General features: G+C 74.1%; 19 protein-coding genes. 12 read left to right on the top strand and 7 right to left on the bottom strand.

Translation table 11 applies throughout. From position 1 onward, the window contains the following. From ABD823_RS25890 to ABD823_RS25870, 5 genes are all read left to right on the top strand, one after another. Positions 1-1,384, top strand: a 1,384-nt coding sequence (locus tag ABD823_RS25890; RefSeq protein ID WP_344863940.1) for a glycosyltransferase family 2 protein, incomplete at its 5' end; no start/stop codon positions are given. A 26-nt stretch (positions 1,385-1,410) separates the two neighbouring features. Continuing rightward, positions 1,411-1,887, top strand: coding sequence for a hypothetical protein (locus tag ABD823_RS25885; RefSeq protein ID WP_344863938.1), 477 nt, complete (start codon positions 1,411-1,413; stop codon positions 1,885-1,887). Beyond that, positions 1,884-3,626 (top strand): glycosyltransferase, encoded by a 1,743-nt coding sequence (locus ABD823_RS25880; protein ID WP_344863936.1) that lies wholly within the window; start codon positions 1,884-1,886, stop codon positions 3,624-3,626. The genes ABD823_RS25885 and ABD823_RS25880 overlap by 4 nt, the downstream gene beginning before the upstream one ends. Continuing rightward, positions 3,626-5,656 carry a glycosyltransferase gene (locus tag ABD823_RS25875; protein WP_344863934.1) on the top strand — a complete coding sequence of 677 codons (2,031 nt, stop codon included), beginning with the start codon at positions 3,626-3,628 and terminating at the stop codon, positions 5,654-5,656. Before ABD823_RS25880 ends, ABD823_RS25875 begins: the two co-directional genes overlap by 1 nt. Further along, positions 5,653-7,359 carry a glycosyltransferase gene (locus ABD823_RS25870; protein WP_344863932.1) on the top strand — a complete coding sequence of 569 codons (1,707 nt, stop codon included), beginning with the start codon at positions 5,653-5,655 and terminating at the stop codon, positions 7,357-7,359. Before ABD823_RS25875 ends, ABD823_RS25870 begins: the two co-directional genes overlap by 4 nt. Positions 7,360-7,444: 85 nt before the next feature. Here the strand turns inward: ABD823_RS25870 and ABD823_RS25865 are convergent, their stop codons facing one another. From ABD823_RS25865 to ABD823_RS25840, 6 genes are all read right to left on the bottom strand, one after another. Next, positions 7,445-8,263, bottom strand: coding sequence for a polysaccharide deacetylase family protein (locus ABD823_RS25865; RefSeq protein WP_344863930.1), 819 nt, complete (start codon positions 8,261-8,263; stop codon positions 7,445-7,447). A gap of 165 nt (positions 8,264-8,428) precedes the next feature. Continuing rightward, positions 8,429-9,715, bottom strand: coding sequence for a homoserine dehydrogenase (locus ABD823_RS25860; protein ID WP_344863944.1), 1,287 nt, complete (start codon positions 9,713-9,715; stop codon positions 8,429-8,431). Positions 9,716-9,735: 20 nt separating this feature from the next. Further along, positions 9,736-11,118 (bottom strand): diaminopimelate decarboxylase, encoded by a 1,383-nt coding sequence (lysA, locus tag ABD823_RS25855; protein ID WP_344863928.1) that lies wholly within the window; start codon positions 11,116-11,118, stop codon positions 9,736-9,738. A 156-nt stretch (positions 11,119-11,274) separates the two neighbouring features. After that, positions 11,275-12,099 carry a neutral zinc metallopeptidase gene (locus ABD823_RS25850; RefSeq protein ID WP_344863926.1) on the bottom strand — a complete coding sequence of 275 codons (825 nt, stop codon included), beginning with the start codon at positions 12,097-12,099 and terminating at the stop codon, positions 11,275-11,277. A gap of 31 nt (positions 12,100-12,130) precedes the next feature. Then, on the bottom strand, positions 12,131-12,817 hold the full coding sequence (locus ABD823_RS25845; protein WP_344863924.1) for a DALR anticodon-binding domain-containing protein: 687 nt from the start codon (positions 12,815-12,817) through the stop codon (positions 12,131-12,133). A gap of 20 nt (positions 12,818-12,837) precedes the next feature. Further along, a complete protein-coding gene (locus tag ABD823_RS25840; RefSeq protein ID WP_344863922.1) occupies positions 12,838-14,784 on the bottom strand; it encodes a hypothetical protein in 1,947 nt (648 codons plus the stop codon). A 71-nt stretch (positions 14,785-14,855) separates the two neighbouring features. Here ABD823_RS25840 and ABD823_RS25835 point away from each other — a divergent pair, with 71 nt between their 5' ends. The 4 genes from ABD823_RS25835 to ABD823_RS25820 all read left to right on the top strand — a co-directional run bounded on the left by ABD823_RS25835 (position 14,856) and on the right by ABD823_RS25820 (position 20,391). Next, positions 14,856-16,625, top strand: a complete 1,770-nt coding sequence (locus tag ABD823_RS25835; protein WP_344863920.1) for an asparagine synthetase B family protein — start codon at positions 14,856-14,858, stop codon at positions 16,623-16,625. A 644-nt stretch (positions 16,626-17,269) separates the two neighbouring features. Further along, positions 17,270-18,958, top strand: coding sequence for a maltose alpha-D-glucosyltransferase (treS, locus tag ABD823_RS25830; protein WP_344863918.1), 1,689 nt, complete (start codon positions 17,270-17,272; stop codon positions 18,956-18,958). Between the two features lie 93 nt (positions 18,959-19,051). Next, on the top strand, positions 19,052-19,525 hold the full coding sequence (locus ABD823_RS25825) for an NUDIX domain-containing protein (RefSeq protein WP_344863916.1): 474 nt from the start codon (positions 19,052-19,054) through the stop codon (positions 19,523-19,525). A gap of 344 nt (positions 19,526-19,869) precedes the next feature. Continuing rightward, positions 19,870-20,391, top strand: a complete 522-nt coding sequence (locus ABD823_RS25820) for a recombinase family protein (protein ID WP_344863914.1) — start codon at positions 19,870-19,872, stop codon at positions 20,389-20,391. On the opposite strand, the gene ABD823_RS25815 is transcribed toward ABD823_RS25820, so the two are convergent. After that, positions 20,318-21,265, bottom strand: coding sequence for an RNA polymerase sigma-70 factor (locus ABD823_RS25815; RefSeq protein WP_344863912.1), 948 nt, complete (start codon positions 21,263-21,265; stop codon positions 20,318-20,320). The two genes, ABD823_RS25820 and ABD823_RS25815, sit on opposite strands and share 74 nt — an antisense overlap. A gap of 221 nt (positions 21,266-21,486) precedes the next feature. Here ABD823_RS25815 and ABD823_RS25810 point away from each other — a divergent pair, with 221 nt between their 5' ends. From ABD823_RS25810 to ABD823_RS25800, 3 genes are all read left to right on the top strand, one after another. Next, positions 21,487-21,972 carry a carboxymuconolactone decarboxylase family protein gene (locus tag ABD823_RS25810; protein ID WP_344863910.1) on the top strand — a complete coding sequence of 162 codons (486 nt, stop codon included), beginning with the start codon at positions 21,487-21,489 and terminating at the stop codon, positions 21,970-21,972. 15 nt (positions 21,973-21,987) lie between these two features. Next, the gene (locus ABD823_RS25805) at positions 21,988-22,740 is read left to right on the top strand and encodes an SDR family oxidoreductase (RefSeq protein ID WP_344863908.1); all 753 of its coding nucleotides are present in this window, start codon (positions 21,988-21,990) and stop codon (positions 22,738-22,740) included. A 125-nt stretch (positions 22,741-22,865) separates the two neighbouring features. After that, positions 22,866-23,450, top strand: a complete 585-nt coding sequence (locus tag ABD823_RS25800) for an isochorismatase family protein (RefSeq protein WP_344863906.1) — start codon at positions 22,866-22,868, stop codon at positions 23,448-23,450. The last annotated feature ends 31 nt before the right edge of the window (positions 23,451-23,481 follow it).

The raw sequence follows: 23,481 nt of genomic DNA, 5'->3' as shown, positions 1-23,481 counted from the left end.
GGTCCGGGCGGGAGGGCCGGCCGGGGCGGTCGGGCGCCCGGAGCGCCCGGTGGACGTGCTGGTGGTCAACCCGGTCGGCTTCACGACCCGGCCGGAGCTGGGCATCGCGGACCTGCTGTGGCGCGGCGACCGCTGGGAGGCCGTGCTGGACGGCACGCCGGTGGCGGAGTTGCCCGCCCTTCCCGGACCGGTCACCGGCGTGGAGGTGGCCCGGCTCCGCCCGCTGCGCGCGCTGCGCGTCGGCTGGCCGGCGCCGGAGGCAGCCGGCGTCGCCGCGCCCCCGGGGTCCGCGCGGGCGGCGCAGCCCCCTGACCCGGCCGACCGGTACGGCACCGCGGATCTCATCGCGGCCCTGGCCGCCGCCGGAGTGCCCCTGCTCTGCCGCCGCGTGCCCCCGGGGGTGCGCGCCGCGCTCGGCGAAGGACCGGCCCGCCTGCTGGAGAGCGCCACCCCGGACCTGCTCGCCGACGACCTGCGGCGCGAGGAGCACAGCATCGCCCTGCGGCGGGAGGCCCTGCTCGCACACGGCGCCCGGGCCCGGTCCGCGCGGCCGAAGGTCTCGGTGCTGCTGGTGACCCGGCGGCCGGAGCTGGCGGGCTTCGCGCTCTCCCAGATCGCCCGGCAGCGCCTGGTCGACGCCGAGGTCGTGTTCGCCGCGCACGGGTTCCGCCCCGGCGACGTGCTCCGGGAGGCGCCGGCCGCCGGGCCGTACCCGGTGACGGTGGTGGAGGCGGACGCCGCGACGCCCTTCGGCGAGGTGCTCAACCTGGCGGCGGACCGCGCGGGCGGCGACTACCTCGCCAAGTGGGACGACGACGACTGGTACGGCCCGCACCACCTGGCCGACATGCACCTGGCACACCTCTACACCGGCGCGGAGGTCACCGGCGCGGCCGCCGAGCTGTTCTACCTGGAGGGGCCCGACACGACCGTCCGGCACCGGTGGGCCAGCGAGACCTGGCAGGACTTCGTCTCCGGCGGCACGATCTTCATGCCCCGGGACGCGTTCGCCGCGGTGGGGGGCTTCCGGCCCATCGCGCGCACGGTCGACGGCCAGCTCCTGGCGGCGGTGCTGCGGGCCGGCGGGCGGATCTACCAGACGCACGGCCTCGGCTTCCTGATCCGCCGGGGCCGACCCGGCGACCACACCTGGCAGGAACGGGACGAGTGGTTCCTGGAGCGGGCCGTCGAGCGGTGGGAGGGGTTCCGCGCCCCGGCTACCCTTACTGGCCGGATCGCCGGAATCCTGGACGGCGAGCCCGCACCCAGGAACCACTCAGCTTCCATTGAGTTAGAAACGTTACATTCTGCCCCGCAGCCGCATCCGCAGCCGGGTGGCGGACGCCTCCCGCGCACTCCGCCGACGGAGGACGGCGGCGGATGACGACGACGCACGGAAGGTACGCACGGATGCCCACGCCCCGACAACTGGTGCTCCCGGCCGCGGCCGGCGGCTGCCTGGCCCTGGCCGCCCTGGCGGCGCTGGCGGCCACCGGTGCCGTCCCCGCCTCGGACGCCGTCGTGCTGGGCGTCGTCCTGCTCCTGCTCGGCGCGCAGGCGCTCGTCCTCCTGACGGTCCGCCGGGCGGACGGCAAGGCGATGCGCGTCGACGCCCGTACGAAGCGCTGCGAGGCCGAGCTCGCCCGGCTCTCCGCGGCGACCGAGCGGCTCGACGCCCGGCTCGACGAGATCGCCGGCCTGCTCGCGGAGCGCCGCCACCGGCACGACGAGGACCTGCGGGAGATCCTCGCGTCCCTGGGCGAGGACCGCCTGCACGCGATGTCCCTGCGGCAGGAGGTGGCGCGCCTGGCCGACCTGCTGCCCCGCCCGGACGGCGCGGCCCCGGAGCCCGCGCGCCGGCGGGCCGCCGCCGAGAGCGGGACGTGACGGCGGCCCGCCCGGCTCCCGGACACGGCGGACGGCCGTCGCCCGGGGCCCGGATCAGGCACAACGACTACACGCCGCTGCGGCCGCCCGCCCTGGGCGCCTGGTCCCCGCGCCTGACGGTCAGCGTGGTGATCCCCGCCCGCGACTGCCAGGAGGCGCTGGACCGCACCCTCGCCGCGCTGGCCGCGCAGAGCTACCCCGCGCACCTGATGGACGTGGTCGTCGCCGACGACGGCAGCTCGCCCGCCCTGCGGGTGCCCGCCCTGGCCCCCGCGCGCACCCGGATCGTGCGCGTGCCCGAGGGCCGGTGGGGGCGGGGCTGGGCCCGCCGTACCGGCGCCGCCGCCGCCGAGGGCGAGATCGTGCACTGGGTCGACTCCGACACGGTCCTCGACCGCGAGCACGTCGAGGCGCACCTGCGCTGGCACCACCTGTCCCCCTGCACGGTCGTCCTCGGCGACGTCCTGTTCACCCCCGAGGGGACCGCGCCCGGCCCGTCGGAGATCTTCGCCGCGACCGGCGCGGGCAGGACGGCCGAGCTGTTCCCCGAGGCGGCTCCGCACGCCTACCGGGCGGACCTGCTGGCCCGCACCCGGTGGCTGCGCGAGGCCGGCTCCGGCGCCTTCCACCTGCACAGCGGCGCCGCCACCTCCGTCCCCGCCGCCCTGCTCCGGGCGGCCGGCGGGGTGGACACCGCGCTCCACATGGGCGAGGACACCGACCTCGGCTACCGCCTCGCCCAGGCGGGCGCGGTCTTCGTGCCGGACCCGCAGGCCCGCGGCTGGCACCTCGGCCCGTCCACGGTCATGCAGCGGGAGAAGGAGGTGCACCGGCACAACTGGTCGGTGCTGCCCGACCTCATCCCCGACCTGCGCTGGCTGCGCACCCATCCGCGCAGGACCTGGCGGGTGCCGTACGTCGACGTCGTGGTGGACGCCCGCGGCGCCTGCTACGAGGACGTCCGCGCGAGCGTGGACGCCGCGCTGGCCGGGACCCTGCCGGACGCCGCGGTCACCGTGCTCGGGCCGTGGCACGAGCTCACCGGCGGGCGCCGCTCCGCCCTGGACGACCCGCTGCTCGACCTGCGGCTGGTCCGCAACCTCTACGAGCACGAGCCCCGCGTCTCCTTCGCCGGGCGGCTCCCGGCCACGTCGGCCCCGGCGCCGTTCCGCCTCCTCCTGCCCGCCGGGTGGGTGCTCGGGCCCGACGCGCTGGCCCGGATGACGGACCTGGCCCGGCGCGAGGAGTACGGGCTGCTGAGCGTCGCGCTCGACGAGGGCGCCGACGGGGTCCTCGCCGCCCGGCTGGAGCGCACCGCCGCCTTCGCCCGGGCCGCGCTGGCGGCCTCCTGGGAAGGGCGGGAAGGAGCGGACGGCGCCTCCCCCGGCGGACCGGACGGCGTCGCGGGGAGCGGCCCCGGCGGAGCGGACGTCCCGGACGACCCCCGCGCCCTCGACGACCTGGTGCACGAGCTGTTCGGCTCGTTCTGGGCCGGCGCCGAGGAGTTCGGCGTCACCCGCGCCGGGGAGGCGGAACCGGCCACCGGCGAGCTCTCCCGCTGGCAGGCCTCCACGGCGCGCTGGAAGCGGGAGGCCCTGCGGCTCCGGCGGGAGCTCGACGAGCTGCGCGCGGACAACGACCGGTTGCGGGCCGAGGTCGAGGAGGCCCGGGCCGGGCGGCGCCGCGTCCCCCTGCTCGGTTTCGTCCCGGCCGCCCGGCGGCAGGACGGGGCCGGCTGATGCCCTCCGGCCCCTCCACCGCCCGCCCGGCCGCCGGCCCCTCCACCGGCCCCTCCGCCGTCCCGTCGTCCGGTCTCCCGGCCGGTCCCCCGGACGCTCCCCTGGCGGGCCTCGTCCGCGCGGCGGCCGACCGGAACCCCGGGCGGCGCGTCCTGGTCTACCGCGTCGGCTTCGAGACCGCGGACCCGCACGGGACCGCCGCGCCCGCCCCGGAGTACGCGGTGGACCTCGACGGCGACCTGTCCGGCGCGCCCGGCCCCGCGGAGGACGCCGCCGAGGTGCTGGTCCTCGCCCGGACCCCGACGGACCTGCGCCGGGCCGCGACCCTGCAGGCGCTGCTCCCCGCGGCCGCACGGGTCGTCGTCGCGGTGGCCGAGACGCCCTCCTCCTGCACCGCGCCGGTCCTGTCGCCCACTCCCGCCCACCGCTGGCGGGCCCTGGCCGAGCTGCGCGTGTACCGGCCCGACGGGGCCTCGTGGGCGGTGGACGCCCGCTTCACCAAGCCCGTGCCCGCGGGCCGCACGCTGGCCGCCACGGCCCGGGCCTTCGCCGGGCACCGGCTGGACGCCGTGGCCGCGCCGGTCGCCGGGCTGGCCGGCCCGGGGGCCGCGCACTGGCGGCCCGGCGATCCGAACGCGGCCCCCGCCGGCCCCGGCGGGCCCGTCCCCGAGCGGTTCGGCGCGCGCGGCGGCGACCTGGTCCTGCGCGTCACCGGCCCCGGGACCGGACCGTGGGCGGGCGGGGAGGTCCCCGTCGAGCGCCCGGCGGACGACCTGGTGAGCTGGGAGCGGCTCGGCCGCCCCGGCGGGGCCGGGGTCCTCGGCGAGGGCCTCGCCGGCCTGTCCGGTCCCTGGTCGCTGCCCCCGGTGGACGACCGCTCGGTCAACCCCGCGGGCTTCCGCACCGTGCCGGCGCTCGGCATGGCGGACCTGCGGCAGCAGGACGGCCGGTGGGCGGTCGTCTGCGGGGAGCGGACGCTCACCCGCTTCGCCGCCTCCGGGTGCGTCACCGACACCGACGTCGACCGGATCCGGCAGGTCCGGGGGGTCCGCGTCGACTGGCGGCGCGCGCACACCGGACCGGTGGCCGCGCTGCGGGTCCTCGCGGGGCTGGCGGCGGCGGGCGTCCCCCTCGTCTCGGGCCCCGTGCCGCCCTGGGCCGGCGCGCTCGGCGCGGAGCCGGTCCGGCTGCTGGCCTCGGTCCGCGCGGCCGATCTGGAGGACGACCTGCGGCGGGAGGAGTACAGCATCCGGCTGCGCCGCGCGGCCCTGCGCGCCCATGGCGTGCGCGCGCGCTGGGAGCAGCTGGGCGCCCCCCGCACGGCCGCGCCGGCGACCTCGGTGCTGCTGGCCACCCGCCGCCCGGAGATGGTGCGCTTCGCGCTGGCGCAGGTGGACCGGCAGCGGGGCGCGGAGCTGGAGCTGGTCCTCGCCCTGCACGGCGTGCCCGCCGACCACCCGGAGGTGCGGGAGGCGCTGGCGTCCTTCGCGCGCCCGGTCACCGTGGTCGAGGCCGACCGGGGCGCGGTGTTCGGCGCGGTGCTCAACGAGGCGGCCGCCCGGGCGTCGGGGTCGTACCTGCTGAAGATGGACGACGACGACTGGTACGGCCCGGACTTCCTGTCGGACCTGCTGCTGGCCCACTCCTACTCGGGAGCGCAGGTCGTGGGCACCGTCCCGGAGTTCGTCTACCTCGCCTCGATCGACGTGACCGTCCACCGGGAGCAGGTCACCGAGCAGATCACCAACTTCATCGCCGGTGGGACGATCTTCGCCGAGCGCTCCGCGTTCGAGGCCGTGGGCGGTTTCCGGCCGCTGCCGGGCACGGTCGACGCCCAGTTCCAGCACGCCGTCCAGGCCGCGGGCGGGCAGATCTACCGCACCCACGGCCTGGGCTACATCCTGCGGCGCGGCAAGGTGACGGGGCACACGTGGCGCGAGCCGATCGGCACGTTCCTGCGGCGCAACAGGCGCCAGTGGCGGGGGTTCCGGCCGAACGCGCTCATGGAGCTGCCGGAGGGGGCGCCGTGACCGCCCGCGAGCCGCGCGTCCCCGGCAACGACTACGGCGTGCTGGACCCGCCCCCGCTCGGCGGCTGGGAGCCGAGCCTCACGGTGAGCGTGGTGGTCCCGGCCCGCGGGGGCCAGGAGAAGCTCGACCTGGTCCTGGCCGCCCTGTCCGCCCAGTCCTACCCGGCCCGCCTCACGGAGGTGATCGTCGTCGACGACGGCAGCGCGCCGCCGCTGCGCCTGCCGGAGATCGCGCCGGAGCGCACCCGGCTGGTCCGCAGCGCCCCCGGCGGCTGGGGCATCGCCTGGGCGCTGGAGTCCGGTACGGCCCTCGCCGAGGGCCGGGTGATCCACCGGCTGGACGCCGACGTCGTGCCCTACCGGGAGCACCTGGAGGCCCACCTGCGCTGGCACCACCTGGCCGGCTACCTGGTGGTCACCGGCAGGCTGCGGTTCGCCGCGGCGGAGGGGCCCCCGCCCGCCCCCGGCGAGGTGCGGACCTCCGTCGCCGAGGGCCGGGCCGGCGCCCTGTTCACGCCCGACCCCGGTCCGGGGCACGCCTGGATCGACGAGCTCGTCGCCGCGCACCGCGGTCTGCGCGACGCCCCTCCCGCGCTCCTGCACCGCGTCCACGTCGGCGCGACGGTCTCGCTCCCGGCGGAGCTGCTGCGGGCCGCGGGCGGCTACGACCCCTCGCTGGCGCTGGGCGAGGACACCGACCTCGGCTACCGGCTCACCCAGGCGGGCGCGGTGTTCGTCCCGGAGGGCGAGGCCCTGGCCTGGCATCTGGGCACGACCACGGCCATGCGGCGCGCCGCCGAGGTCCGGCGGCACAACGAGCCCTACATCGCCGACCGGGTGCCCTGCCGGCGGAGGCTGCGCACGGACCCGGGCCGCCAGTGGCTGGTGCCGTACGTCGACGTCGTGGTGGACGCCCGCGGCGCCCGGTTCGAGGACGTGCGGGCGAGTGTGGACGGGGCGCTGGCGAGCACCCTGTCCGACGTCGCGGTCACCGTCGCGGGCCCGTGGTCCTCGCTCGGCGAAGGCCGCCGCGCCCCCCTGGACGATCCGCTGCTCGACCTGCGCCTGGTGCGCGCCCAGTACGCCCACGACGGCCGCGTCTCCTTCACCGAGGCGCCCGCCCCGACCTCCGCGCCCGCGCCGTTCCGCCTGGTGTGCCCGGCGGGCTGGGTGCCCGGCGCCGACGCGCTCCGGCTCCTGGTCGAGCAGGCCGAGCGGGAGGGCGCGGGGCTGCTGCTGCTGGCCCTGGACGAGGACGACTCGGGCGTGGTGGCCGCCCGGCTGGAGCGCACGGCGGCGGTGGCCCGCGCGCTGCTCGTGGCCCGGGACGGCGAGTCCGTGGACGACGTGGTCGCCGACCTGTACGGCGCGGCCTGGCTGGACGGCGAGTCCTGGACGTTCCGCCCGGCCCGGCTGGCCTACCCGGAGCAGGCGTCCGACCGCAACCGGGAGGCCGCCCGCTGGCGCGCCGAGGCCGAGGCCCGCCGGAAGGAGGCCGAACGCGCCCGCGGCCAGGTCGCCGCGCTCAAGGCCGAGCTGCGGCAGGCGCGCGCCGCCGCGGACAGGGGGCGGCGCGACGCGGAGCGCTGGCGGGAGAAGGCCGAGCAGCGCCGCCTGGAGGCGGTGGCGGCGCGCCGGGCGCTGGAGCGCACCCTGCTGCGGCGGGCCCGCAGGCGGGTGCGCCGCCTGCGGAAGGACTCCTGAGGGACGGCCGGGGCCCGGCGCGGCACGGGGGCTCATCGCGGCGCGGGGCCCGGCGCGGCACGGGCGTCCGGCGCGGGCGGCGCCGTCACCCCGCGGGCAGCGGCCTGACCTTGCCGCCGACCGCCTCGGCCATGGTCTTGACCACCGTTCCCCGGCTCCCGCGCGCCTGCAGCCAGCCCAGGAACTCCTCCAGCCGCTCCGGCGTGGTCGAGTACAGGCCGCAGTCGTCGCAGACGAGGTGGAAGACGAGGGGGACCAGGCCGCCGCCGGCCTTCTCCGCGTTGAGCACCTGCTGCTTCAGGTGGCGCACCGGTGTGTCCTCGCGGACCGAGCCCGGCGCGCGGACCGCCCAGGGGTCCGCCGGGGGCAGGGTCTCCGCGGCGGGGCAGGTGCGGCAGCCCCACTGCCGCAGGCCGGCGGTGGTGCGGGCCGCGTTGTAGCCGCACAGCCGGGCCGTGCGCTCGGCGTCGGCGTTGACCGCGCCGAACGGGTAGGCGAGGGTGGTGACCCGGTGGCCCATCCTCATCAGGGCGCGGCGGTCCTCGCAGATCTGGGTGCGCTGCTCGTCCGGGAGGAGCTCGTCGAGCCGGACGTGGTTCAGGGTGTGCCCGCCGATCTCGTGGCCGGCCCTGGCGAGCGCGGTCAGCTGGCGCTCGGTGAGCTTGCCGTCGTCGCCGATGGTCCGGCTGTTGACGTAGAACGTCCCCCGCATGCCGTGCCGCTGGAGCATGCGGGCGGCCGCCACGTGGGTGGCGTCTCCGTCGTCGAAGGTGAGGGCGACGATCGTCCGGGGCTTCACCGGCTTCTTCGGGGCGGCCGCGGCGGCGGGCGCCCCGGACAGGGCGGGCAGGGCCAGCGCCGTCAGGATCGCCAGGGACGCCTTCAGGCGCGCGGAGGTCTTCACGGGGCGGTCATCCTTCGCAGGGAGGCGGCCGGCCGGCCGGGGGAACCCCCCGGACCGGCCTGGCGGGAACAGACCTGGGGCATAGAAGAGCACCATACAGATCTATATGCCGATGAACCGCCTTTTACCGGAGACGGCGGGACCGCGCGCCGCCTCGGGCCGGGGTCAGGAGGCGTCCTCGCCCTCCACCCGCATGACGCTGACCACGTCGCGGACGATGTCCAGCTCGCGCAGGCCCTCGATCGTCGCCGAGAGGGCGGCGTCGGAGGCCCGGTGGGTGACCAGGACGAGCTGGGCGTCGGCGCCGAGGCCCTCCTGCCGGACGGTCTGGATGGAGACGTCCTGCTTGGCGAACATCTCGGCGACCCTGGCGAGCACGCCCGGCTTGTCGGCGACGTCGAGGGAGACGTGGTAGCGGGTGACGGTCTCGCCCATCGGGTGGACCGTCAGGTCCGCGTAGGTCGACTCCTCCGGGCCGCGCGCGCCGGACAGCCGGTTGCGGGCCACGGCCACGATGTCGCCCAGCACCGCGCTGGCCGTCGGCGCGCCGCCGGCGCCCGCGCCGTAGAACATGAGCCGCCCGGCGGACTCGGCCTCGACGAAGACCGCGTTGTAGGCCTCCCGGACCCCGGCCAGCGGGTGGTCCCTGGGGATCATCGCCGGGTGCACCCGGACGCCGAAGGTACGCCCGTCCTCCGAGCGGGCGCAGATCGCCAGCAGCTTGATGACGTAGCCCATCTCCCTGGCACTGGCCACGTCCGCCGCGGTGATCTCGGTGATGCCCTCGCGGTGCACGTCGGCGGCCGTCACCCGGCTGTGGAAGGCGATCTGCGCGAGGATCGCGGCCTTGGCCGCGGCGTCGAAGCCCTCGACGTCGGCCGTCGGGTCGGCCTCGGCGTATCCCAGGGCCTGGGCCTCCTCCAGCGCGTCGGAGAACGAGGCGCCGGAGGCGTCCATCTTGTCGAGGATGTAGTTGGTGGTGCCGTTGACGATGCCGAGCACCCGGCGCACGTGGTCTCCGGCCAGGGACTCGCGCAGCGGCCGGATCAGCGGGATCGCGCCCGCGACGGCCGCCTCGAAGTACAGGTCGGCGCCGCCGTCGCGGGCGGCGGCGTGGATCGTCGCGCCGTCCTCGGCCAGCAGCGCCTTGTTGGCGGTGACGACGGACTTGCCGCCGCGCATCGCGGCGAGGATGAGCGAGCGCGCCGGTTCGAGGCCGCCGATCACCTCGACGACGATGTCGACGTCGTCCCGCGTCACCAGCGCCTCGGCGTCGGTGGTGAGCAGCGCGGGGTCCACGTCGACGTCCCGGGCCCGGCCCAGCCGCCGTACGGCCACGCCCGCCAGCTCCAGCGGGGCGCCGATCCGGGCGGCGAGGTCGTCGGCCTGCTCGCGCAGCAGCCGGACCACCTGGGATCCGACCACACCGCAACCGAGGAGCGCGACTTTCAGTTTCTTCCCTGAAACCTGGTTCACAGCTGTCCTCTCAGCAAGTCGTCCTCGGTCTCCCGCTGGACGATCACACGGGACGCCCCGCCGGAGACCGCGACCACGGCCGGCTTGGGGAGGTAGTTGTAGTTGCTGGCCAGCGAGCGGCAGTAGGCGCCGGTGCCGGCCACCGCGATCAGGTCGCCGGGCGCGAGGTCCTGCGGGAGCCACAGGTCGCGGACCACCATGTCGCCGCTCTCGCAGTGCTTGCCGACCAGGCGGGAGAGCATCGGCTCCGCGTCGCTGGACCGGGAGGCCAGGCGGGCGGTGTACTCGGCGCCGTACAGGGCGGTACGCACGTTGTCGCTCATGCCGCCGTCGACGCTGACGTAGGTGCGCAGGCCCTCCACGTCCTTGATCGTGCCGACCTCGTAGAGCGTCACGCCCGCGATCGCCGCGATGGACCGGCCGGGCTCGACGGTGAGCCTGGGGACGGGCAGCCCCGCGCCCTGCGCCACCCGGGTGACGATCTCGCGGAGGCTGTCGGCGATCTCCTTCACGTCGGGCGCCTCGTCGCCCTCGACGTAGGCGACGCCGTACCCGCCGCCGAGGTCGAGCTCGGGCAGGGAGACCCCGTGCTCCTGCTGGATCTGCACCATGAGCTTGGCCAGGCGGCCCGCGGCCACCTCGAAGCCGGCGGTGTCGGTGATCTGCGACCCGATGTGGGAGTGCAGGCCGACCAGCTCCAGCTGGGGCAGGGCGAGGATCCGTCGGGCGGCCTCGGCCGCCGCGCCGCTGCTCAGCGAGAAGCCGAACTTCTGGTCGTCGTGGGCGGTGGCGATGAACTCGTGGGTGTGCGCCTCCACGCCCACGGTGACGCGGATCATGACCTTGGGCCGCACGCCGTGCTTGTCCGCGAGGAAGCCCAGCCGGGCGATCTCCTCGAAGGAGTCGACCACGACGTGCCCGACGCCCACCTGGACGGCCCGCTCCAGCTCGGCGAGCGACTTGTTGTTGCCGTGCATCGTGATGCGCTCGGGCGGGAAGCCGACGCTCAGCGCGACCGCGAGCTCGCCTCCGCTGCACACGTCGAGGCCGAGCCCCTCGTCCATGATCCACCGGGCGGCCTCCCGGCACAGGAACGCCTTGGCCGCGTAGTGGACCTCCCCGCCCGCGAAGGCGGAGCGGTAGTCGCGGCAGCGGGAGCGGAAGTCCTCCTCGTCCACCACGTAGAGCGGCGTGCCGTACTGCTCGGCCAGGTCCCGGACGTCCACGCCGCCGATCGTGACCGAGCCGCCGACGCGGCTGGACGTTCGCGGCCAGATCGTCGGATCGAGCGTGTTGAGGTCGGCGGGCGCCTGCGGCGGGCGGTCCTCGGGAAGGATCTCGGCGTGCCGGTCACCGGCGGGGTGGACGAATCGACTCACCCAAAAGAGGCTATCGGACCCGCCGATCCGGATGAGACGGCTGCCCACCTGTCGAGACGGAATCGTCCACGGATCCGCAAACTTTTCAGGATCAAAGCGACTTATGCCATAGATTTTGGCGTTCTGTCGGGGTTCGTCGACCGGAGAACCGGCGGGTCAGGAGACCTCCTCGGCGGGGGCCTTCCAGGTGTTGCAGGACGCCATCGTGCCCTCCTTCTGCCCGCGCAGCATCCACCGGGCGCTGCTGGCGCCCGAGCCGTGCGAGTCGCGGTAGGCCGCCGCCTGCTCCTCCACCGCGTCCGACTGGGCGGCCGCGGAGCGGCGCAGGTCGTTGAGCAGGTACGGGTGCACGTCCCGCAGCGTCGCGGCGGCCAGGCAGTCGGCCTGCAGCTCCAGGCGGCGCGACCACGCCTCGTCGAAGACCTGCGGGCCGCTCTGGTCGGCGATCCCGGTGATCTGCTGGACGTGGTGGGCGTACTCGTGGGCGAGGGTGAACATCATCGGGAAGGTCTCGCGCTCCTCGCCGCCCCGCTCGACCAGGACGTTGACGACGCGCTCGCCCGAGCAGTAGATGCCGGACCAGTCGAAGTCGTCGATCCCGCAGGCCGCCTCCTCGGGCGTGCCGACCAGCCGCATCTCGCTGGGCGGCTCGTAGTCGAGGCCCGCCCGCCCCAGCGCGGCCTCCCACATCCGGTCCAGGCACCCGGCCAGCGCGCGCAGCGCCGCCTCGCCGTCGGCGTCGAGGTCCCCCGGCAGGTCCGCGCAGCGGCCGCCGACGGGGCCGGACATCTCGTAGAGGCGGTGCACGGCCGGGGCCGAGCGTCCCGAGCCGGGCGCGGTCCCGACCAGCTCCCGCAGGTCGTCGCGGAAGTGGACCAGCCCGGCGAGGACGACGGCGAAGGCGAGGGCGACCGGCAGCGTCCGCCGGAGCACCCCTGGCCTGCGGGGCCTCCGCGGGGACCAGTCCCGCGGACCGCTCACTCACCCTCCCGGATGCATTTCAGCTGATTTATCACAATCTATCGGGTGGGGTTACGCCGAGTGCCGCCAGTGCCTCCGCCAGCACCTCCCGCACCGCTCCCGCCAGCCGCACCCGGGCCGTGTGCAGCGCCGAGGGCTCCTCGTCACCCTTCGGCAGCGCCGGCGCCCGCTCGAACGCGTCGTGGTAGGCCAGCGCCAGCCGCTCCGCGTAGGCCGCCCACCCGGGGTCGCGGCTCACCCGCCGGCCCGGCGCCTCCGCCAGCACCCGCAGCACCGCCCGGTCCCACCGGCCGGCCAGCAGCTCCGGCCGGAACTCCCCCGCCACCCCCAGCTCCGCCGCCCAGCGCGCCACCGCGACCGCCCGCACGTGCGCGTACCCGGCGGCGAAGGCGGGGTTGTCCCACGTCCCCGGCCGCCACGGGGCCCCCGGGCCCGCTCCCCACGGCGACCGGGCCCCGTCCACCGGGGCGCGGACCGGCGAGGCGGGGCCGACGTCCTCGACCAGCTCCCCCGGCACGGCCACCACGATCTCCAGGAAGGCCCCGGGCCGCAGCCGGACCTGCGCGACCCCCGGCAGCGCGCGCACCCGCTCCGCCAGCTCCCCGGGCGGCTCCCCGCGGCGCAGCGCGGCCGTCGAGACGTACAGCGCCTCGTGCTCCCACGTCCCCCGGGGCGCCGGCGGCGCCCCGAGGACCTCGGCGAGCCTGCCGGGCGTCACGGACCGGTCCGCGTCACGGGTCAGACGAGGGCGTGCGGCTCGGCCGGGCCGTACTCGACGAGCCGGGCCGAGCCGAGCAGCCCGGCGTCGTGGTCGCGCCGGCAGACGTAGCCGTAGCGGTCGGCGGAGAAGACCTTGACCCCGTCGGTGCGGCACTGCCGCATCAGGACCTCGTCCCAGCCCTCGGACAGGTCGGCGAAGCCGAGGGAGCGCAGCGCGGTCCGGCGGCCCAGCAGGGTGGCCCCGGCCACCTCGGGCAGGTAGGCGTACTCGGCCTCGGGCCTGCGCAGCACGGTCGCGCCGACGTCGCGCAGGTGGGCGTGGTAGCACGCCTTCCCGGCGATCTCGGCGGTGGTGAAGGTGAAGACCCGGGCCAGGTCGGTCAGGTAGTGCTCGCCGTAGGCGTCCCGGGCGTCCATGACCGCCACCAGGTCGCCCTCGCACAGGTCCAGCGCCCGGTTCAGCAGGGCCCCGGTGGTGAGGGCGGGGTCGGCGGAGCGCACGGCGACGTCCACGTGCGGGCCCAGCGCCGCGCGGGCCTTCTTCTCCACCTCCTCGGCGGAGGCGGCGTCGGTGACGGCCTGCGAGAGCAGCACCAGCTGCACGACGCCCCGCTGCGGCGCGACGAGGTCCAGCGCCCCGTCGGGGTCGCCCCGGTCGAGCATGATCACCGAGATGCCGAGGGTCGGCCGGGCGCTGGGCAGCCCGATCGCGTCGAGCAGGTCGTCGACCCGGTCGGTCATCGTGCCGGCGGCGTAGGCCTGCCGGAGCGCCGCGTGGGCCCGGCGCGGGTCGGGCTCGCCCCCCTCCTGCGGGGCGCCGATCGGCGTGCCGCAGGCGGCCAGCTCGGCCAGGCGCCAGGGCTCGGTGCCGGGCGGGCACTCCACGGCCTTCGGCCACCGGTAGGAGGTGAGCACGTCCGGGTACGACAGGTGGTCCGGCAGCAGCTCCGCCAGGGTCAGCACCCGGTCGAACCGGCCGGAGGCCAGCGGCAGCGGGTTGTGCACGCGCGGCTGCACCGCGAAGGGCAGCAGGCCCAGCGAGGGCTCCCGGCGGCCGGAGACCGGCTCCGCCGAGGCCAGCGCGGTCCCCCACGCCTGCACCGAGGCGGGCAGCGCGGTGACGATGTGCTCGAACGATCCGGCCGCGGCGGCCCACTCGGCGACCTCGCCCCGGGTGTGCCAGAAGACCGTGCGGATGCCCCGCTCGGCGCACCAGGCCAGCAGCGCGCGCAGCCCCTCCCCGGCCCCGCGCACCTCCTCGGCCCACGGCCCCTGCCCGACCGACTCGACCAGCAGCAGGTGGGGCACCTCGGCGGCCAGCGCGCGGGCGAAGTCGCGGGGGGTGAAGCCCGCGGTCTGCCGCCACTCGTAGCGCAGCAGCGCCTCGGCGTGCGGGTCGGCGACCACGGCCGCGGTCAGGTGCGGGCGGGTGTTCGGCCCGGTGGGCACCCGGAACGGCTTGAGCCGGAAGGAGACCCCGTCGAGCGTCCGGGTCGAGGCGGTGGCCTGGAAGGCCGCCCCGGGCACGGGCCGGGCCTCCTGGGAGGAGGGCTGCGGGACCGGCGGGCGCTTGGGCGCGGCCGGGCGCTTGACGGGCCTGGCCGCGCCGCGCAGGCCGCGGGCCAGCCGTACCGGGTTGGTCTTGCCCGTCTTGATCGCGTCACCGAGCCGGGACCAGCGGGCCATCTGCACCGACGAGAGCTTCCAGCGGGCCACCTCGGCCTGGTAGCGCTGCTCGGCCAGCTCCTTGCGGAGCCTCTCCTCGGTGGCGCGGGCCCGCGCCAGGCTCTCCTCCGCCTCGCCCAGGCGCTCGCGCACGTCCCGCAGCTCCTCGACCGCCCGCTCGGCCTCGGCGATCCTCGCCTGGGCCGCGTCGAGCAACCGGGCCAGCTCGGCGGTCCGCTCCGCCTGGGCCATGGCCTCCCGCAACGCCTGCCGCGTGCTCTCGAGTCGCTCGCTCGCCACGTCGTCCTCCGATTCCTGAGCCGGGCGAAAGGATACCCTTTGGTCAATCGCGACACAGAGGAGTCAGCACGGTGCAGTGGCCGACGTTCAATGTGAGGCCGTACGTCTGCGGTGGCATCGGCCGGCTCGACGAGGCGGCCCTGACCGCCCTGCGTGAGGCCGGGCCGCGGGTGCGGCCCGCGCTGCGGACCGCCGAGGCGGCGCTGTTCAGTTCCTCCCCGCTGCCGCCCTACCACCGCTCCACCCGTCCCGGCGCCGAGCGGCCCGGCCAGTTCGGCCCCTCCGAGCGGTCCGAGCCCGAGCGGTCGGCGCCCCGGGACGGCGCGCGGCCCGCGGCCGGGCAGCCGGAGACCGGCACCTGGGCGTTCGCCTGGGGCGAGCGCCGGCCGGCCGGGTCCGCGCCGTGGATCACCGTCGCCGAGACCTACGAGACGCCCGGCCTGATCGACGACGGGGACCGGGTCGTCCTACACGCCGGCGGCCTCGGCCTGGTCGACGTCTACTACACGGCCGTCGACGGGGCGGTCTACTTCTCCTCGCTGCTGGAGCCGCTGCTGTCGCTGGTGCGCGGGCCGCGGGAGGTCGACTGGGAGGCGTGGGCGGCGATCGTCCAGCTCACCTTCCCGCTCCGCGACGACACCCCCTACGCCCGCGTCAAGCGGCTGGCCGGCGGCGGCGCGCTGGTCCTGGACAAGCGCTCCGGCCGGATCGCCGCCGAGCGGCGGCTGCCCCGCTGGCTGCGGACCGAGCCCTACGAGGCGGGGGTGAGCGCCGGGGAGCTGCTGTCGATCCTGCACGAGGTCTACAAGGAGTTCGACTCCCGCCCGCTGCTGGTGCCGGTCAGCGGCGGCTACGACTCGCGGCTGCTCTGCTCGGTGGCGGTGGCCCGGGGTGCGGACGTGGAGTCCTGGACGACCAGCCCCGACGACGGCACCGACACCGACATCCCCTTCGCCCAGGCGATCACCCGGGAGCTCGGGGTCCGGCACCGGGTCATCCCCCAGGATCCGGCCGCCTACCCCGCCGACGCGCTGGCCGTCGCCCGCAGACTGGAGTTCCTCACCCCGCACCACGCCTGGTACGCCCCGTTCGCCCGGGAGGTGCACCGGGCGGGGCGGACCCTGGTGGACGGCCTGGCCGGCGGGCCGCTGCTGAAGAACTTCATGGTCAGCGGGGCCGCGCTGGAGGCGTCCACCGAGGCCGAACGGAAGGCCGCGCTGCTCGGCTCGCTCGCCCTGGGCGCGCCCTCGGTGCCGTTCCTGTCGGAGCGGGCCGCGGAGTGGATCTCCGACTCGGTCCGCACGGCCTTCGCCCAGGCGACCTCCATGCTCAACGGCCACCGGGCCGAGCTGCCCCTGTCGGTCCTGCACACCCGCACCGCGCGGGGCATCGCCCGCTCGCCGGTCAACCTGGTCGGGCCCGAGGTGTCGTTCGCGGCGCCGTTCACGCACCCGGACTTCTTCGACGCCGCCCTCTCGGTGGGCGTGGCCCGCAAGGACGGGGGCCGCTTCTACCGGGAGCTGCTGCACGCCGCCAACCCGCGGGTGGCCGCGCTGCCCTCGACCAACGTGGTCAAGCAGCCGCTGCGCCGGGTCCCGCTCCGCTCGGCCGCCGCGCCCGCCCGCGCCTACGGCCACGCGATGCTGACCCGCCTGGCCCGGCAGGTGCCGTCGCTGCTGTCGGAGCACCTGCACGCGGTGGTCGCCGAGGGCCCGGACGCGCTGGCCCGCTTCAACGGCTGGAACGACCGGTTCTGGGTGCGGAGCCTGGTCCTGTTCGGCGCCTGGCTCGGCGACCACGGCGACCACCTGGCCGACCTCACCCCGCCCTGGGAGGGCTGACCCGCTCCCCGCCTGCGGCGAACGGCGGGCGCGGATGGGTCGCGATCGAGAAGAACCCATGGACGCGCGGCCAGGGGATCGCCCACGCGGTCCGGCCCTCGGCCGGCGCCCTCAGTGTGGTCCCCTCCCGGCGGGCGAGCCGCCGGATCTCACGCAGCAGGCCATCGGAGGTATCGACGGTCGTTTTCATATGGTGACCCATATCCATGGAGCACTACCGCCATACCTCTTTACCATCGGCATGCGTTCCGTCACGCAATGCGATGACCGCCTCCCGCAGGAGTCAACCGGGCCTCCGGCGGCCCGGCTCGCGCGGCGAGGCGGCCCCGGACACGCCGGAGGGGTTCACCTGCTCTGTTTCCGCGGCGAGAACACCAGGTGACAGGGTGATTACGCGGCTTGTCCACGACTTCCGGCGCGGCGCCGCGGCGAGAGATGTTGATCGGGCTTCCGCGGGGGCGATCGGCTGATAGTGTTCGCCGCAGATTAGCGCTGCAACGGTCGGCACCGAACCACGAATTCGGCCCGGCCGGGGGCACGGAGCCCGTGGGGATGACGGCTCCCGCCGGCGCGGTCACCACAACATGTTCAGCCGGGGCACCCGGTGACTTCGTCCTGCCCTTCTCCTGGTGAGTGAGTACAAGATGAGTGCATCCCCTTGCCCGGAATCCGTTGCCGAGGACTTCGTCTCGGCGGATCCGCAGTGGTACAAGCGCGCGGTCTTCTACGAGGTGCTCGTGCGGGGCTTCGCCGACTCCAACGGCGACGGCACCGGCGACCTGCGCGGCCTGATCGGCAAGCTCGACTACCTGCAGTGGCTCGGCGTGGACTGCCTGTGGCTGCTGCCGCTGTACGAGTCGCCGCTGCGCGACGGCGGCTACGACATCTCCGACTACATGAAGATCCTGCCGGACTTCGGTGACCTGGCGGACTTCGTGGAGCTGGTGGAGGAGGCCCACAAGCGGGGGATGAGGATCATCACCGACCTGGTGATGAACCACACCAGCGACCGGCACCCGTGGTTCCAGGCCTCCCGGCACGACCCGGAAGGCCCCTACGGCGACTTCTACGTCTGGTCGGACGACCCGTCGCGCTACCCCGACGCGCCGATCATCTTCGTCGGCGCCGAGGAGTCCAACTGGACCTACGACCCGATCCGCAAGCAGTACTACTGGCACCGCTTCTTCCACCACCAGCCGGACCTGAACTACGACAACCCGGCGGTCCAGGAGGCCATGCTGGAGGTGCTGCGGTTCTGGCTGGACCTGGGCATCGACGGCTTCCGGCTGGACGCCGTGCCGTACCTGTTCGAACGGGAGGGCACCGCCTGCTCCGGCCTGCCGGAGACCCACGCCTACCTGAAGAAGGTCCGCGCCGAGGTGGACCGCCTCTACCCGGACCGGGTGCTGCTGGCCGAGGCCAACGGCTGGCCCGAGGACGTGGTCGAGTACTTCGGCGACCCGGCCACCGGCGGCGACGAGTGCCACATGGCCTTCCACTTCCCGCTGATGCCGCGCATCTTCATGGCCGTGCGGCGGGGCAGCCGCGAGCCGATCTCCGAGATCATGTCGCGCACGCCGAAGCTGCCGGAGAAGGCCCAGTGGGGCATCTTCCTGCGCAACCACGACGAGCTGACCCTGGAGACGGTCACCGACGACGAGCGCGACTACATGCACGCCGAGTACGCCAAGGACCCGCGCATGCGCGCCTACCTGGGCATCCGGCGCCGGCTGGCCCCGCTGCTGGAGAACGAGCGCGACCAGATCGAGCTGTTCACCGCGCTGCTGCTCTCCCTGCCCGGCTCGCCGGTCATGTACTACGGCGACGAGATCGGCATGGGCGACAACATCTGGCTGGAGGACCGCGACGCGGTCCGCACCCCGATGCAGTGGAGCCCCGACCGCAACGCCGGGTTCTCCACCGCCGACCCGGGCCGGCTGTACCTGCCGGTCGTCATGGACCCGATCTACGGCTACCAGGCGGTCAACGTCGAGGCGCAGCAGAAGAGCCCGTCGTCGCTGCTGCACTTCACCCGGAAGATGCTGCAGATCCGGCGGCGGCACCCGGTCTTCGGCACCGGCGAGTACATCGAGCTGTGGTCGGACAACCCGGCGGTGCTGACCTTCCTGCGCGAGGACGCCGACGACGTGATGCTCTGCGTCAACAACCTGTCGAAGTACCCGCAGCCGGTCCAGCTCGACCTGCGCCGCTTCGCGGGCATGACGCCGGTCGAGGCGCGCGGCGGGGTGCCGTTCCCCGTCATCGGCGAGCTGCCGTACCTGCTGACCCTGCCCGGCCACGGCTTCTACTGGTTCGCCCTGTCCCGGCGCTGACCCGGCGTCCGGTTCCCGGGCGGTTCCGCCCGGGAACCGCGCATGCCAGATGTTCCATTCGTGAAGGTCGCACTCCCGGCTACGGTCGGCTTCATGACAATGGATGACCCCCTGGCGGTCCCCATCGACCCGTACGCGGCGTCCCTTCCCCGCAAGTGGATGGGCACGAGTGTGCTGCTGGTCGATCCGGTCTACAAGCCCGAGTTCGAGATGCCCGGCGGCTCCATCGATCAGGACGGGTCGCCGCAGGCGGCGGCCCGCCGGGAAGTCGCGGAGGGTCTCGGGTCGGAGCGGCCGGTGGGCCGGCTGCCGGTGGTGGACTGGGTTCCGCCGCGGCCTGGTTGGCCGCACGACGGGATGATCTTCATGTACGACGGCGGTGTCCTGGACGAGCAGGAGATCGCCGCGATCCGACTGCAGGAAGACGAACTGGCCGGGTGGGTCTTCGCATCACCGGAACAGGTCCCGACGCCGGTGCCTGCGGTGCTGGCCCGGCGTGTCGCCGCGGGCCTGCGCGTGGTCGGCGGCGAGGCGACGATGTCGATGGAGGACGGCTACATGAGGTGACGCCCGCCGGTAGAAGACAGCATGGCGGGTCGGTCGCCGTCGCCGTGTCCGGGGCACGGCGAGCGTCGGAACGAAAAGCCCGCTAAGCGGGCTCCGTAGGGCGGCTTACCGTGACTTTTCGTTCGGATACGACTCGGCGAAGCGTTTTCGCTGGTCAGTCATATCCGCACGGGAAGATCACGCGAGAGGTGCCGCCGTTCCACTTCCCGGGAAGTGGAACGGCGGGAGCAAGGTGATCGATCGACTCGCGAAATCATACATTCCGGGAAGTGATGCGTTCCTGAAGTCGTTCCACAAAGACCGTTTCAGAATGAGCGTACGGAGACGAATTTAGTTACGATTCGGTGGGTAATAGCGAACATCCCAGCAATGTCCTGGATCTGGGCTATGCCCGTGTCTCGACGACGAAGCAGCCCCTGGATCGACAGCTCGACGCCCTGGCGGGGCAAGGGATCCCGGACGAACGGATCTTCGTGGACAAGAAGACCGGCGCCTCCGTCGAGCGCGACGGCCTGAAGCGGCTACTCACCTACGCCCGACCCGGCGATGTCGTCGTGCTGCACACCCTGGACCGCCTCGGCCGCAACCTGCGCGAGGTCCTCGGTCTCGTCCACGAGCTGGCCGAGCGGGGCACCGGCGTGCGCACGCTGGCCGATCCGCTGCCCATCAATACCGCCGAGGAGGGCACGGCGCGCATCGCCTTCCTCCTGATCGCGCCACTCTTACGTTGCCTTTGTTGCTCCTCGGTCTTGCCGACTCCGCCATGTTCCCGCGCTGCCGGTCTCGCAAAGCTCAGCGGGTCACGGCGGTCTCCCGCTCCACACGCGACAACTTCTCGGGATTACGCACATGGTAGGCGCCGGTGACGTAGCCATGCTCCACGCGCACTGCCACCACTCCGTCGATCTCCCCGTCGACCCGTACGAGCAGCCCGGGACCGCCATTGATCTGAACCAACTCGACCGACCGTTCCGCGTCGCGTTTCCACCAGCCGATGGCCAGCAGGCGAGCGACTTTGTCGATCCCCACGACGGGGCGCAGCAGGGCGTGCCTGACTCCGCCGCCGTCGCTCAGGGCGACGACGTCCGGCGCGAGGACGTCGAGCAGGCCCTGCAGCTCGCCGGTTTCGACCGCTCGCTGGAACGCTTGGAGCGCGGCTCGGGTCTCGGCCGGGGAGGCGATGCCGCGGGGTCGGCGGGCGGCGACATGTGCGCGCGCCCGGTAGGCGATCTGGCGTGCCGCGTTCGAGCTCTTGTCGACGGCTTCGGCGATCTCGTCGTAGTCCAGATCGAACACCTCGCGCAGCACGAACACCGCCCGCTCGATCGGTTGCAGCGTCTCCAGCACCAGCAGCATCGCCATCGAGACGCTCTCAGCGAGCTCGACGTCCTCGGCCACGTCGGGCGCGGTGAGCAACGGCTCGGGCAGCCACGGCCCGACGTAGGACTCTTTGCGCCGGCCGAGCACACGTAGCCGGTCCAGCGCCTGCCGGGTGACGATCCGCACCAGGTAGGCGCGGTCCTCCCGCACGGTGCCGAGATCGACGTCCACCCATCGCAGCCAGGTCTCCTGCAGGACGTCTTCGGCGTCAGCGGCCGAGCCGAGCATCTCGTAGGCGACGGTGAACAGCAGGTTGCGGTGGGCGACGAACGCCTGGGTGGCGGAGTCCACGGAGTCAACGTGGTCGGCACGATCGAGCGGCTCGGCTGGATCCGCACTTCGTTCGCTCCGCTCGGTCATGCCCCGCTCCTGCCTGTTCGTTCTCAGCACTGCCACACGCACAAGACGTGGGTCCCCACCGCTTTGTAACACCCGCGGTAGGTGGCCTATGTCACATGGTCGCGCTGTTACAGGGATCGGGGCGCCGGCGTCTCGTGGTCGTCAGGACGCCGCGCGAACGACCCGTACGGCACTACGACGAGTTGAGAGTGAGAAGGGAAGTCTTCCCCATGTCCACGCCCATGACGAGCGACCAGCGGTCACGCATGCCCAACCCCCTCCCCTTCCTCCCCGAGATGGCGGAAGTCGGCGAAGGCCTGCACAAGGCCCTCCAGAACGGCGCGATTCCGCAGACCACCATCCATCTGCTGCAGCTGCGCGCCGGACAGCTCCTCGGCAGCACGTACTTCACCATCAGGGAAACCGGCAACCTTCGCAGGATCGGGGAGTCAGAGGAGCGCATCACCGCCGTTGCGACCTGGCGGGACGCCACCTATTTCACTGACGCCGAACGGGTCGCGCTGGAGCTCGTGGAGGCGGTCCTCACCCCGAACCCGTCCGGGGAGCGCGTCCCCGACGAGCTGTACGCCAAGGCGTCCGCGCACTACGACGACAAGGCGATGTGGTCGCTCATCATGGCGATCGCCCACATCGGCTTCTTCACCCCTGCCGCGCTCATCGCCAAGCCGATCCCCGGCATGCCCCCAGGCCAGAACTACAGCGCGTAAGAAAGGCACAACAGCATGAGCATCACCACGTTCGCGGTAGCGGGAGCGACCGGGCGGCTGGGCCGCCACGTCGTCGACGTTCTGACCGAGAGGGGACGCCAGGTCGTGCCGATGTCCCGCGCCACCGGCGTGGACATCATCACCGGTGAGGGCCTCGCCGAGGCCCTCACCGGTGCCGAGGTCATCATCGACGTGGCCTCGTGGCACTCCTCCGACCAGGAGGCGGCGACGGAGTTCTTCCGTACGTCGGCCCGCAATCTGCACGAGTACGGTCAGAAGGCGGGGGTCGCCCAGATCACCATGGCGTCCATCATCGGCGCCGACAAGGCCACCGCCGGTTTCCTCGCCGCCAAGAAGGTGCACGAGGAACTCCTCCTGTCCGGCCCGCTCCCCGTCCGCATCCTGCGGGCCGCGCAGTTCCACGAGTTCGTCGGCCAGCTCCTGGACTGGCAGCAGGGCGACGTCGCCTACCTCCCGGCCCTGCCCACCCAACTCGTGGCCTGCCGCACCGTGGCCGAGGAACTGGTCGACCTGGCCAGTGCCCCCGCCGCCCCCGGAACACCGATCCCCGAGATCGCCGGTCCCCGCAAGGAGACCATGGCCGAGGCGGCCCAGCTCCTCGGCGCCCGCCGAGGCATCAAGGTCGTCGGCGTCGACGGGGCCGGCATGCCCGATGCCGACCTCGCCGCCAACGGCGCCTTCCTGCCCGGCCCGCACGCCAAGCTCGCCGGACCCACCTTCCAGGAGTGGCTCGACACCCAGCCCTGAGCCGATCTTGCCCTTGTCCTCGGAACTCCACCATCCGGAGCCCGAGAACAAGGGCTCCCCGGGCCTCACCCTCGGGGACTCAGTGGCTGCCTCTTCGGACGTCATCCGCAGAAAGGGGCTCACTCATGCCCGTCACCACGATCGACACAACGACCGCACTCGTTCTCATCGACCTGCAGAACCTCGTCGTCGACCTCCCCACCACCCCCTACACCGGCTCAGAGGTGGTGGCCCGTGCGGTCGAACTGGCTGACGCCTTTCACCACCACGACGCTCCGGTTGTCCTGGTCCGGCTCACGGCCAACGCGGACGGATCAGATGCCGCGCCAGGACGCACCGAGATCCCGCGCCCGCCTGGCCCTCTGCCGGCGGGCTGGGACCACATCGTCGATGACCTGACCGGCCACCCCGGCGACATCACCGTGACCAAGCGCACCTGGAGCACCTTCTACGGCACCGACCTCGACCTGCAGCTACGCCGCCGCGGCGTCACACAGGTCGTGCTGGCCGGGATCGCCACCAGCATCGGCGTGGAGTCCACCGCCCGCGCCGCCTACGAACACGGCTACAACGTCACGCTGGTGGCGGACGCCATAGCCGATCGGGACGCCGAGGCGCATCGCCACAGTGTGGAACGGATCTTCCCGCTCCTCGGCGAGAGCGGCTCCACCGCCGAGATCATCGACCTGCTGGCCAAGACCCGCGCCTGACGGCCCACACGATCACCGAACACGAAAGGAC

This window comes from Planomonospora alba (genome assembly GCF_039534085.1).
In the GTDB taxonomy this organism is placed as follows: Bacteria; Actinomycetota; Actinomycetes; order Streptosporangiales; family Streptosporangiaceae; genus Planomonospora_B; species Planomonospora_B alba.
This window is presented reverse-complemented; position numbering and strand designations above follow the sequence as displayed.

Coding starts and splice junctions, on each gene's coding strand:
- ABD823_RS25885 (WP_344863938.1), top strand. CDS start 1,411: ATGCCCACGCCCCGACAACTGGTGCTCCCGGCCGCGGCCGGCGGCTGC.
- ABD823_RS25875 (WP_344863934.1), top strand. CDS start 3,626: ATGCCCTCCGGCCCCTCCACCGCCCGCCCGGCCGCCGGCCCCTCCACC.
- treS (WP_344863918.1), top strand. CDS start 17,270: ATGAGTGCATCCCCTTGCCCGGAATCCGTTGCCGAGGACTTCGTCTCG.
- ABD823_RS25825 (WP_344863916.1), top strand. CDS start 19,052: ATGACAATGGATGACCCCCTGGCGGTCCCCATCGACCCGTACGCGGCG.
- ABD823_RS25815 (WP_344863912.1), bottom strand. CDS start 21,265: ATGACCGAGCGGAGCGAACGAAGTGCGGATCCAGCCGAGCCGCTCGAT.
- ABD823_RS25810 (WP_344863910.1), top strand. CDS start 21,487: ATGACGAGCGACCAGCGGTCACGCATGCCCAACCCCCTCCCCTTCCTC.
- ABD823_RS25805 (WP_344863908.1), top strand. CDS start 21,988: ATGAGCATCACCACGTTCGCGGTAGCGGGAGCGACCGGGCGGCTGGGC.
- ABD823_RS25800 (WP_344863906.1), top strand. CDS start 22,866: ATGCCCGTCACCACGATCGACACAACGACCGCACTCGTTCTCATCGAC.